8 protein-coding genes are annotated in these 12,485 nt (G+C 70.6%); all 8 read right to left on the bottom strand.

Features of this window, described 5'->3' with window-relative positions; genetic code table 11:
- Positions 1–251 precede the first annotated feature (251 nt).
- The 8 genes from ACWCQS_RS16740 to nrtL all read right to left on the bottom strand — a co-directional run bounded on the left by ACWCQS_RS16740 (position 252) and on the right by nrtL (position 12,122).
- Positions 252–1,370: an LCP family protein gene (locus ACWCQS_RS16740; RefSeq protein WP_451005115.1), complete on the bottom strand. Its 1,119-nt coding sequence runs from the start codon at positions 1,368–1,370 to the stop codon at positions 252–254.
- 196 nt (positions 1,371–1,566) lie between these two features.
- Entirely contained in the window at positions 1,567–3,432 is a 1,866-nt protein-coding gene (locus tag ACWCQS_RS16735) for a trypsin-like serine protease (RefSeq protein WP_451005114.1), read from the bottom strand.
- A 129-nt stretch (positions 3,433–3,561) separates the two neighbouring features.
- The gene (rho, locus tag ACWCQS_RS16730) at positions 3,562–5,559 is read right to left on the bottom strand and encodes a transcription termination factor Rho (RefSeq protein WP_451005113.1); all 1,998 of its coding nucleotides are present in this window, start codon (positions 5,557–5,559) and stop codon (positions 3,562–3,564) included.
- Positions 5,560–5,963: 404 nt separating this feature from the next.
- A complete protein-coding gene (thrB, locus tag ACWCQS_RS16725; protein ID WP_388620867.1) occupies positions 5,964–6,881 on the bottom strand; it encodes a homoserine kinase in 918 nt (305 codons plus the stop codon).
- A 230-nt stretch (positions 6,882–7,111) separates the two neighbouring features.
- Positions 7,112–8,170, bottom strand: coding sequence for a threonine synthase (thrC, locus tag ACWCQS_RS16720; protein WP_451005112.1), 1,059 nt, complete (start codon positions 8,168–8,170; stop codon positions 7,112–7,114).
- 6 nt (positions 8,171–8,176) lie between these two features.
- Positions 8,177–9,469, bottom strand: coding sequence for a homoserine dehydrogenase (locus ACWCQS_RS16715; protein WP_451005111.1), 1,293 nt, complete (start codon positions 9,467–9,469; stop codon positions 8,177–8,179).
- A 143-nt stretch (positions 9,470–9,612) separates the two neighbouring features.
- Positions 9,613–11,004, bottom strand: a complete 1,392-nt coding sequence (gene lysA / locus ACWCQS_RS16710; protein ID WP_451005110.1) for a diaminopimelate decarboxylase — start codon at positions 11,002–11,004, stop codon at positions 9,613–9,615.
- A gap of 53 nt (positions 11,005–11,057) precedes the next feature.
- Positions 11,058–12,122: an ArgS-related anticodon-binding protein NrtL gene (gene nrtL, locus ACWCQS_RS16705; protein ID WP_451005109.1), complete on the bottom strand. Its 1,065-nt coding sequence runs from the start codon at positions 12,120–12,122 to the stop codon at positions 11,058–11,060.
- Positions 12,123–12,485 lie beyond the last annotated feature (363 nt).

The following is a 12,485-nucleotide window of genomic DNA, read 5'->3' as shown; positions in this document are numbered from 1 at the left end:
TTTCGGGAGGGCGCCGGGTCGCCGCCGCGGGGTGCGGGAGCGTGAACCGGAGCCGACGTACCAGTCTGCCAGGACTGGGGCCCTCTCCCAAAACCGGGGGTGCGGTTGTTGTATTCCTGCGGGTGAGTGGGTTGTCGCCTACGGGGCTGCCGTGGTCTCGACGTGGGCGAGTGCAGGTTGTCCGTGGCTTGTCGCGCCCACGCGGCGGAGCCGCACATCGATACAGCCCCGCGCCCCTGGGGAGTCGCCCCTCAGGGAGTCACCACGCCTTTGGCTTCTCCGGTTGCCGTGCCCTGCGTCGCCGACCTCGGGATGGGCCGGTCGTTCTTCAGGGCGTCCCAGACCAGCTGGGCCTTCTGCTTCTGCATGAGCACGCGGTTGGGGTCCGACGGGTCGTACTGGACCGGCATGGTGATCATGGTCATGTGCCGTGAGCCGATGCCCTTGAGGCCGTCCGCGAAGTCGATCAGGGAGTTGACCGAGCCCAGGTCGGAGTCGGTGGTGACCGTCTTGGTGGCGGTGTCGGCGAGGTCGTACAGCTTCTTCGGGTTGCTGAAGACGCCGACGTGCTCGACCTGGTCGAGCAGGGCCTTGACGAAGGCCTGCTGGAGCTGGATGCGGCCCAGGTCGGAGCCGTCGCCCACGCCGTGCCGGGTGCGGACCAGGCCGAGGGCCTGCTGCCCGTCGAGGGTGTGGGTGCCGGCCCGGAGGTCCAGGTGGCTCTGCGGGTCGTCGATGGTCTTCGTCGTGGTGACCGGGACGCCGCCGAGGTCGTCGATGAGCCTCTGGAAGCCGGCGAAGTCGACCTCCAGGTAGTGGTCCATGCGGATGCCGGTGAGGGACTCGACGGTCTTCACCGCGCAGGCCGCGCCGCCGGTGGCGTAGGCCTCGTTGAACATCACTCCGCTCGCGGCCGGGTGTCTGGTGCCCTTGGTGTCGGTGCAGGCCGGGCGGTCGATCAGGGTGTCCCGGGGGACGGAGACGACACTGGCCTTCTTGTGGCCCTCGTAGACGTGGACGATCATCGCCGTGTCGGAGCGGGCGCTGCCGTCGTCGATGCCGCCGCCGAGCCTCTTGTTGGAGCCGGAGCGGGTGTCCGAGCCGAGGACCAGGATGTTCTCGGAGCCGTTGTCGATCTTCGTGGGGCGGTCGGTGCCGAGGGCCTGGTCGATGTCGACGCTTCGGATATTGCCGTTGAGCTTGAAGTAGAGGTAACCGGCGCCGGCCCCGCCCAGCGCGACCACACCTGCGGCCGTCCAGGCCGCGGCGCGCAGGGCCTTCCGGCTCCTGCGGCGGCCGTTGCCACTGCGGCGGGGGCCGGTCTCGCCCGGCTCGGGTATGACGGGCTCCGGCGTGCTCTCGGCGGACACATCGCTCCTAGGTCTCGTCGGTCGGTTACCCCCTGCTTTCAGGGTCAGGCGCGGTCAGTACCGCTCCATCGTCACTCCGTAAGGGCAGACGGAGAAACTCGGGCAAGGGTTGCACAACGCACAGTGCCCACCGCGTACGGCGATGGGCACTGTGCGTGATCGGGTCACGGGCGGTGAGTCTCGCTCACCTGGGGTTTCAGCCCCAGAGGTCGTACGCCTGGAAACCGGTGCCGACCGAGATCCTTGTGGCAAAGATCTCGCTGGTCGCCTTGCCGGTGCCCGGGTACAGGTAGAGCGTGCCGCCGGAGGTGCGGGCCAGGAAGTCGGCCTTGCCGTCACCGGTCACATCACCGACGGCGTCGAAGGCGTTGTAGCCGGTCCAGGCGCTGCGCACCTTGATCCGGGGGGCGAAGGCGCCCGAGCCGGCCGTGCCGGTGCCCCGGTACAGGTAGACGTCGCCGGTGCTGCTCTGGCGGGCGATCAGGTCGGCCTTGCCGTCGCCGTCGAAGTCGCCGTGGCCGCGCAGGGAGTTGTACTGGCCCCAGCCGGAGCCCACCTTGACGGGGGAGGCGAAGGAGCCGTCGCCCTTGCCCGGGTAGATCCACAGGTTGCCGGAGGAGTCGACCGAGAGCAGGTCGGGCAGGTAGTCGCCGGTGACGTCGCCGGGGGCGACGGTGGCCTTCCGGGTGGACCAGTTGCTGAAGATCTCCTTCTTGCTCCAGCTCTGGGTGGCCGGGATGTAGTGCAGCCAGAAGACGGCCCCGTCACTGCTGCGGCGCAGGATGAAGTCCTGGTAGCCGTCCCGGTCCAGGTCCGTCTGCAGGATCGTGTTGTACCCGGAGAAGCTGCCCCAGGAGACGCGGGACGCGAACGAGGTGCCCTTGGAGTCCTTCTCGTAGCCGGTGTTCGTGGAGTGCTCGCGCACGAACAGGTCGGCCTTGTGGTCGCCGCTGAGGTTGGTGTCGTCGATGCGCGGGTAGGCGGCGCCGACGTACGACTTCACCTTGCTGAACACGCTGTAGGCGCCCTTGGCGACGCAGTTCTGCACGCCCCAGGAGACGATGCCCACGATGCGGTTGTTCACGATCAGCGGGCCGCCGGAGTCGCCGTTGCAAGTGGCGGTGGTGCCGGAGTCGCTGCCGGTCGCGGGGTTGCCCGCGCAGACCATGTGGCCGGCGATGAAGTCGCTGCCGAAGGCGCCGGAGCACGTGCTGTCCGACTGGATCGGCAGCGTCGCCGTCTTGAGCGTCTGCGAGATGTCCTGGCTGGTGGAGCTGGTGCGGCCCCAGCCGTAGACCTTGGCACTGGTGCCGGCCGCGTAGGACGCCGTGTCGGTCGACGTCGTCATGCGGATCGGCGTCGCCTTGATCGGGCTCGGCAGGGTCAGTACGGCGATGTCGTTGTCGATGGTCGTCGCGTTGTACGACGGGTGGTTCCACTGCCGCCAGACGCCGGAGACCGTGCCGCCGTGCACGTCGGTGTTGCCGGAGGAGTCGGTGGTGGGCAGCTGGTCGGTGCCGGTGACGATGGCGCCGTTGGCGTGCCAGTCGAAGCCCTTGACGCAGTGCGCGGCGGTCAGGATCTTCGTCGGCGCCACCACGGCACCGCCGCAGAAGAAGCCGACGTCGTCGCTGGTGTCGCTGGTGCCCTTGTCGTCGTAGTACCAGAGCTGGGCCATCCACGGGGCCGAGGTGATGCTCGTGGTGGTACCGCCGATGATCATCGGGCTGACGGTGCCGGTGCCGGACGTCGTGGACGAGGACGACGTGGACGACGAGGACGACGAGGAGGCCGTGCCGCCGCCGTTCGTGTCCTTGGTCTTCGAAGCCTTCTTGAAGTCCTTGTCGGTGGCGAGCGCGCCCGCGACGCGGTTCGTCAGCTCGCTGAGCGAGGCGGAGCTGGTGGCGGGCTTGACGGTCGGCGAGGCCGAAGTCGTCGTGGCACCGGCGGAGGTGGTCAGCACCGCGGCGGCGACGGCCGCGGCGACACCGGCGGCGGCGACGGGCAGGACGATGCGTATGCGTCGTCTGTGCCGGCCGCTGCGGGGAAGAGGCGTGGACAAGAGAGTCCCCCATGGGGCGATGAGTCAGGAGGGGCGCGTGATGCGCACCCGTACCTCTCAGCGCCAAAAGGCCGCCCCCCGTCACCGATTGACGGGGGGCGGCCTTCTTTCCTGCCCGGTCTGTACCGACTAGTCGCCGTTGCCGGGCGTCGGCGTCGTCTTCTGAATCTGCATCAGGAACTCGACGTTCGACTTGGTCTGCTTCATCTTGTCGAGCAGCAGCTCGATGGCCTGCTGCTGGTCGAGCGCGTGCAGCACACGGCGGAGCTTCCAGACGATGCCCAGCTCCTCGGCACCCAGCAGGATCTCCTCCTTACGGGTACCGGAGGCGTCCACGTCCACGGCCGGGAAGATCCGCTTGTCCGCGAGCTTGCGGTCGAGCTTCAGCTCCATGTTGCCCGTGCCCTTGAACTCCTCGAAGATCACCTCGTCCATGCGGGACCCGGTGTCCACGAGAGCCGTGGCCAGGATGGTCAGCGAACCGCCGTCCTCGATGTTGCGCGCCGCGCCGAAGAACCGCTTCGGCGGGTACAGCGCGGTGGAGTCGACACCACCGGACAGGATGCGTCCGGAGGCCGGAGCCGCCAGGTTGTAGGCGCGGCCCAGACGCGTGATCGAGTCGAGCAGCACGACCACGTCGTGGCCCAGCTCCACCAGGCGCTTGGCGCGCTCGATGGCGAGCTCGGCGACCGTGGTGTGGTCCTCGGCCGGGCGGTCGAAGGTCGAGGAGATGACCTCGCCCTTGACCGACCGCTGCATGTCGGTGACCTCTTCCGGACGCTCGTCGACGAGGACGACCATCAGGTGGCACTCGGGGTTGTTGTGCGTGATCGCGTTGGCGATCGCCTGCATGATCATGGTCTTGCCGGTCTTCGGCGGGGCCACGATCAGACCGCGCTGGCCCTTACCGATCGGCGAGACCAGGTCGATGATGCGGGTGGTGAGCACGCCCGGGTCCGTCTCCAGGCGGAGGCGGTCCTGCGGGTAGAGCGGGGTCAGCTTGTTGAACTCCGGGCGGCCACGGCCGTGTTCGGGCGCCATGCCGTTGACGGAGTCGAGGCGGACCAGCGCGTTGAACTTCTCGCGGCGCTCGCCCTCCTTGGGCTGCCGGACCGCACCGGTGACGTGGTCGCCCTTGCGCAGGCCGTTCTTACGGACCTGGGCGAGGGAGACGTACACGTCGTTCGGGCCCGGCAGGTAGCCGGAGGTCCGGATGAAGGCGTAGTTGTCGAGGATGTCCAGAATGCCCGCGACGGGGATCAGGACGTCGTCCTCGGCGAGCTGCGGCTCGGCGATGTCGTCGCGGCCACGGCGGCCACGGCGGTCCCGGTAGCGGCCGCGACGGCCCCGGCGGCCGCCCTCGAAGTCGTCCTCGTCCTGCTGACGGTCCTGACGGCCGCCCTGCTGCTGGCCCTGCTGCTGACGCTGGCCGCCCTGCTGCTCGTCGCCCTTGCCGCGGCGGTCGCGGTCCCGGCCGCGCTCACGGCGGTCGCGGCGGCCACGGCCGTCGCCGTCACCGGCCTCGCCCTGCGGCTGCTGGGCGGGGGTCTCGGCCTTGGGCTCGGCCTTGGCCTCGGCGGTGATGGTCTCCGCGCTGCTCGGGGCGGGGCTGCCGGCCTCGGCGGTGGCGCGGCGACGACGGCGCTCGGTCGGCGCGTCGTCTTCCCCACGCTCGGCTGCGCTCGCGCGGGCGGTACCCCCATCGCGGGAGGTGCCCCCACCGGGCTGGCCGGGGATCTCGATCTGCTGCTGGGCCACGGCCTTCTCGGCGGGGGCCTCGGTCTTGGCCTCCGCCTTCTTCTCGGCGGTGTCCTCGCCGGTACGGGCCTTGGAGGTGGCGCGGCGCTTCGGCTTGGTCTCGGTGGCGGCCTCGGCCTTGGGGGCGGCGCCCCCGGCGGCCTGCGCCTCCTTGATGACCTCGATCAGCTGGCTCTTGCGCATCCGCGCGGTGCCCCTGATGCCGAGGCCCGAGGCGACCTGCTGCAGCTCGGCCAGCACCATGCCCTCAAGGCCGGTACCGCGGCGCCGCCGGGAGCCGGCACCGGTGGCAGGCGCGGAGGCGTCCGTGGCGGGCGCGGCAGCGGTCTCCTCGACACGTGCGCCCATCAGATCGGTGGTGTCGCTCACGAAGGGTCCTTCCCTGGAGCGGACGTCGGCCTGTCTGGCTCGGCGACCGGTTGTGCTGTCCGGCTACGGTCCTTGCTTTCCGTGAACCGTGCCGGGGCGGTGGTCCGCCAAAGCGGCGGAAGAAATGTGCGGTGATGGCGCTTCCGCGAGTCGTGGCACTCAGTGTCACGTGGCGTGGTAGCACCGATTCCGGAGCGTGCCCGGCGGCCCGCTCAGTGTCCGCATGCGACGTACTGCCCAGGTACGGCGCACGGAACACGGAGTGGCGTGGGAGGCTCCCGGAAGAATGTCTGTCCCGGACTGGGACACGAGGCACCTCGCCATGGTGGGGTCGGGTGCAGACTTGAGGTTAACACTACCGGATCCAACAAACATTCCCCCTCTCCAAATCCGGCAACCGTGTGTCAGGTCGCAAGCGGCAGCACGCTCGCTCCCTGGACATCGAGGTCCAGCCGGTTCGCGGCCCAGCCCGCACCCGCGAGGTGGGCGACCTTGTCGGCGCTGTCGGCGTCGGCCAGCGCCATGACGGTGGGTCCGGCGCCGGAGATGACGGCCGGGATGCCGTCGGCGCGCAGCCGCTCCACCAGCGCGGCGCTCTCCGGCATGGCCGGGGCGCGGTACTCCTGGTGGAGGCGGTCCTCGGTGGCGGGCAGCAGCAGCTCGGGGCGCCGGGTGAGGGCCTCGACGAGCAGGGCGGCACGGCCCGCGTTGGCGGCGGCGTCGACGTGCGGCACGGTGCGCGGCAGCAGGCCGCGCGCGGTCTCGGTCAGGACCGGCTTTCCGGGCACGAAAACCACCGGAACGATGGAATCACTGGCCTCCATCCTGATCGCCCGGGCGGCGCCGGACTCCATCCAGGCGATCGTGAACCCACCGAGCAGACACGGGGCCACGTTGTCGGGGTGGCCCTCGATCTCGGTGGCCAGCTCCAGCAGCGCCGCGTCGTCCAGGCGGGCCTCGCCGCCTATGGTCACCGCGCGGGCGGCGACGATGCCGGCGCAGATGGCGGCGGAGGAGGAGCCGAGGCCACGGCCGTGCGGGATGCGGTTGGCGCAGACGATCTCCAGGCCGCGCGGCTGCCCGCCGAGCAGGTCGAAGGCGGTGCGCAGGGAGCGGACGAGAAGGTGAGACTCGTCACGCGGGAGGGTCTCGCTGCCCTCCCCCGCGATGTCGATGTGCAGCCCGGAGTCGGCCACCCGGACGACCACGTCGTCGTAGAGCCCCAGCGCGAGGCCGAGGGCGTCGAAGCCCGGGCCGAGATTGGCGCTGGTGGCGGGAACGCGCACCCGGACGGCGGCGGCGCGGAACGCTGGACCGGCCATCGCTCGTTGACTCTCCTTGAGCTGCGTGACTGTCGAAGACATTCGATGACGTACGGGGAGACCCTCGGGCCGCGCAGACGGCGCGGCGCTGCCCCGATGCGAGGGCATATGCAACGGGCGGGTTCGGTACAGCCTATCGAAGGAAGGTTCTGTGGCGACATAGGGCGCACAGGAGGCGCACGATGCGTGTCGTAAGCCCCCTGTGCACCCTGTCAGGGTTTTTCCAGGGTTCAGGCCAGACCGAGGCGCTCGGCCGCGGCGGCCGCGTCGACCGGGACGGTGACCGGCTGCGGGGCGCCGGCGACGGCCCAGTCGGGGTCCTTCAGACCGTTGCCGGTGACCGTGCACACGATCTTCTGGCCCGGGTCGACCTTGCCCTGCTCGGCGGCCTTCAGCAGACCGGCCACGGAGGCGGCGGAGGCGGGCTCCACGAAGACGCCCTCCTGCGCGGCCAACAGGCGGTAGGCGCGCAGGATTTCACGGTCCGTCACCTCGTCGATGAGGCCGCCCGACTCGTCCCGGGCGGCCAGGGCGTACTGCCAGGAGGCCGGGTTGCCGATGCGGATGGCGGTGGCGATGGTCGACGGGTCCTTGACCACCTCGCCGCGCACGATCGGCGCACTGCCGGAGGCCTGGAAGCCCCACATGCGCGGGGTCCTCGTGGCGATGCCGTCGGCGGCGTACTCCTTGTAGCCCTTCCAGTAGGCGGTGATGTTGCCCGCGTTGCCCACCGGCAGGACGTGGATGTCGGGGGCGTCGCCGAGCATGTCCACGATCTCGAAGGAGGCCGTCTTCTGGCCCTCGATACGCACCGGGTTGACCGAATTGACCAGCGCCACCGGGTAGTTCTCGCTCAGGTTGCGCGCGAGGGTGAGGCAGTCGTCGAAGTTGCCGTCGACCTGGAGGATCTTCGCGCCGTGCACGAGGGCCTGGCCCATCTTGCCGAGGGCGATCTTGCCCTGCGGGACGAGAACGGCCGAAACCATGCCGGCCCGCACGGCGTAAGCGGCGGCGGAGGCCGAGGTGTTGCCGGTGGAGGCGCAGATCACGGCCTTCGCCCCCTCCTCCTTGGCCTTGCTGATGGCCATGGTCATACCGCGGTCCTTGAAGGACCCGGTGGGGTTGGCACCTTCCACCTTCAGGTGGACCTCGCAGCCCGTGCGCTCGGAGAGCACCTGCGCGGGCACGAGGGGCGTGCCGCCCTCGCGGAGCGTCACGACCGGCGTGGTGTCGGATACCGGCAGCCGGTCCCGGTACTCCTCGATGATTCCGCGCCACTGGTGGGTCATTGCTGGTTACTCTCCTTCAACCCGCATGATGCTGGCGACACCCCGCACGGTGTCGAGGCTGCGCAGCGCCTCGACGGTCCCGTTCAGGGAGGCGTCGGACGCACGGTGGGTGACGACGACGAGGGAGGCCTCGCCGTCCTTGCCCTGCTGGCGCACCGTATCGATCGACACCCCGTGCTCGGCGAACACGGTCGCGACCTGGGCGAGAACACCCGGTTTGTCGGCGACGTCGAGGCTGATGTGGTAGCGCGTGACGACCTCGCCCATGGGCGAGACGGTCAGGGCGGCGTACGCCGACTCACCGGGCCCCGTGGCGCCGCCCCGCCGGTTGCGGCAGACGGCGACGAGGTCGCCGAGCACGGCCGAGGCGGTCGGCGAACCGCCGGCGCCGGGGCCGTAGAACATCAACTGACCGGCGGCGTCGCTCTCCACGAAGACGGCGTTGTACGCGCCGCGCACGGAGGCGAGCGGGTGGGTCAGCGGAATCATGGCGGGATGCACACGCGCGGTGACCGACGCACCGTCCTTGGAGCGCTCGCAGATGGCGAGCAGCTTGATGGTGCAGCCCATCTCCTTCGCCGAGCGGAAGTCGGCGGCGGTGACCTCGGTCATGCCCTCGCGATAGACGTCGTCGAGGCGCACGCGCGTGTGGAAGGCGATCCCGGCGAGGATGGCGGCCTTGGCGGCGGCGTCGAAGCCCTCGACGTCGGCGGTCGGGTCGGCTTCCGCGTACCCGAGGGCGGTGGCCTCGTCGAGCGCCTCCTGGTACCCCGCGCCCGTGGAGTCCATCTTGTCGAGGATGAAGTTGGTGGTGCCGTTGACGATCCCCATCACCCGGTTGATCTTGTCACCGGCGAGGGACTCGCGCAGCGGACGGATCAGCGGGATGGCACCGGCGACGGCGGCCTCGTAGTACAGGTCCCTGCCGTGCTCCTCCGCCGCCGCGTGCAGGGCGGCCCCGTCCTGGGCGAGCAGGGCCTTGTTGGCGGAGACGACGGACGCCCCGTGCTCGAAGGCGGTGGTGATGAGGGTCCGCGCGGGCTCGATCCCGCCGATCACCTCGACCACCACATCGATGTCCCCGCGTTTGACGAGGGCGGTGGCGTCGGTGGTGACGAGGGCGGGGTCGATGCCCTCGCGCACCTTGGACGGCCGCCGTACGGCCACGCCCGCGAGCTCCACGGGCGCCCCGATCCTGGCGGCGAGGTCGTCGGCGTGCGTCGTCATGATGCGCGCCACCTCTGAGCCGACAACTCCACAGCCCAGCAGCGCCACCTTCAGCGGACGCGTACGCATCATCCGACCTCGTTTCCTCTTACCGTCTACGGTTGGACCAGTCTCACTCACCGGACGGGAGTTTCTACCCTTCGTCCGGATCGTGAGACATGTATTTCATGGGCACGGGGCCGGAGGACCGGAGATCTTCCAGCCCCGGTGGCGGGCTAGCCGACGTCGAGACGCAGGAGGTCCTCCTCCGTCTCGCGCCGCACGATCACCCGCGCCTCGCCGTCCTTCACGGCGACGACGGGCGGCCGCAGCACATGGTTGTAGTTGCTGGCCATGGACCGGCAGTACGCGCCGGTGGCCGGTACGGCGATGAGATCGCCCGGCGCCAGGTCGGCCGGCAGGAACGCGTCCTTGACCACGATGTCCCCGCTCTCGCAGTGCTTGCCGACCACGCGGGCGAGCATGGGCTCGGCGCTGGAGGTCCGGGACACGAGGGCGACGCTGTACTCGGCGTCGTACAGGGCCGTCCGGATGTTGTCGGACATGCCGCCGTCGACGGAGACGTACGTCCGCAGCCCGTCCAGCGGCTTGACGGTGCCGACCTCGTAGAGCGTGAAGGCGGTCGGCCCGACGATGGCGCGCCCGGGCTCGACGGAGATGCGCGGGGTGCGCAGCCGGGCGGCCTCGCACTCACGCGTGACGATCTCGGTCAGCGCCTTGGCGATCTCGTGCGGCTCGCGCGGATCGTCGTCACTGGTGTAGGCGATCCCGAGCCCACCCCCCAGGTCGATCTCGGGCAGCTCGACCCCGTGCTCGTCGCGAATGTCCTTCAGCAGCCCTACGACGCGATGGGCAGCGACCTCGAAGCCGGACATGTCGAAGATCTGCGACCCGATGTGGGAGTGGATCCCGATCAGCTCGAGCCCGTCGAGCTGCAACGCCCGCCGCACGGCCTCCGCGGCCTGCCCCCCGGCCAGCGGAATCCCGAACTTCTGGTCTTCATGGGCGGTGGCGATGAACTCATGCGTATGGGCCTCGACCCCGACGGTGATCCGAATCTGGACCTTCTGCCGCTTGCCCAGGGACTGCGCGATGTGGGCGACGCGCACGATCTCCTGGAAGGAGTCGAGCACGATCCGCCCGACACCGGCGCGGATGGCCCTTTCGATCTCCTCCAGGGACTTGTTGTTGCCGTGGAAGGCGATGCGCTCGGCCGGCATGCCGGCGGAGAGGGCGGTGGCCAGCTCCCCACCCGAGCACACGTCGAGGTTGAGCCCTTCCTCGTGGAGCCACCGCACGACGGCACGGGACAGGAACGCCTTCCCGGCGTAGAACACGTCGGCATCGGCCCCGAAGGCGGAACGCCACGCACGCGCGCGTGCACGGAAGTCGGCCTCGTCGAGGATGTAGGCGGGGGTGCCGTGGTCCTCGGCGAGGGTGTTCACATCGACGCCGCCGACGGTGACGACACCGTCGGTATTGCGCCCGACGGTCTGCGCCCACACCTTGTGGTCGAGGGCGTTGAGATCGGCGGGCGGCGCGGAGTAGTGCCCCTCGGGCAGCACGTCGGCGTGGCGGGGCCCGGCGGGATGGGCGGAACGGCTCATGACGGTGACTCTCAGACTCTCTGTCTCTCTCCGGGCGTCTCTCGCGAGGAGCCTCAGAGGTGTTCGGGTGCGTCGATGCCGAGCAGGGACAGGCCGCCGGCCAGCACCGTCCCGGCGGCTTCGGCGAGGGCGAGCCGGGCGCGGTGGGCGGCCGAGGGTTTCTCCTCGCCGCAGGGCAGCACGGAGGGCAGAAACGGCAGTACGGCATCCGCAACGGTGACGAGATGCCGGGCAAGCCGGTCCGGGGCACGGTGGGTGGCGGCCGCGGAGAGGATGCGGGGGTGGTCGGCCAGGGGGGTGAGGAGGGTGGGGGTGCCGTGGGCGGAGGTGCCGTTCGCGGAGGTGGCCGGGGGGGTGTCGGTGGAGCGGCTGGTGACCAGTGGGCCGGCGCCGGCGGAGTGGCCTGCGTCGAGGGGGCCGGGCTCGGCGGTGAAGCCCAGGCGGGCGGCGTTGCGGCTGAGGGACCGGATGCGGGCATGGGCGTACCGGATCCGGAACAGCGGATTGCTCTCCCGCTGGACCAGATGATCGGCGGTGATCCGCGGCCGGTCGTGCGCGGCGGGGTGCAGCAGGGCCCACTGGGAGGCGTCGTGGCCCAGCGGCGCGGGATCCTCGGGCGCGGGCACGGGCCGCAGATTGACGGGCTCACCGTGCTCGACGGTGGCCCGCCCGCCCTGCGTGGCCACGATCCGTACGACGGCGTCCGCGACGACCTCGGCCCGCACCTCGTACGGCACCCGCAGCGCGACAACCTGACCGGCGAGGGCGTCCCCATGGCCGTACGAGGCACCACGGGCCCGGATCTCCCGGACGAGCGCGGTGACGAGGTCGGCCCGCGCGTCGAGGCTGATGTTCAGAAACCCGGGCCCGGTCACGACGACGTCCCGGATGCCGTCGGCACCGACGAGCCGGGGCCGCAGAATCTCGGCGACCCGCCGTGGCGGCTGCCCAGCCGACCGGGCGAGCTGCAGAGCGACATTGGTGGCGAAGTCCCCGCACCCCCCGGGCCCCGGCTCGGTCACCACGACCCGCTCGGGCACGGTCACACTCAGCTCCCCGTCATCGACAGCACAACGCACCGCGTGCAGCACGGTGCGGGACAGCTCGACGGGGGTCACGGGACAAGCGTAGGGGAGGAAGGGGGTGGGTAGGCGAAGCGGTTCTCACTGTGGGACGGCACTCTGCCGTGCCCCGGAGTCCCCACAGATCCTGGCCACCTGGCCGCCCCGCCGATACCGATCCGTGGCCATCTGGGCGCCCCGCCGATACGGTCCCTGGCCGCCCCGCCGACACGGTCCCTGCCCACCTGGCCGCCCGACGGATCCCTGGCTACGCAGACGCCCCACCAATCCCAGGCCGACCAGCCGCCGGACGGATCCCTGGCCACGCAGACGCCCCACCAATCCCAGGCCGACCAGCCGCCGGACGGATCCCTGGCCACGCAGACGCCCCACCAATCCCAGGCCGACCAGCCGCCGGAC

This window comes from Streptomyces sp. NPDC002076, assembly GCF_053593835.1.
This window is presented reverse-complemented; position numbering and strand designations above follow the sequence as displayed.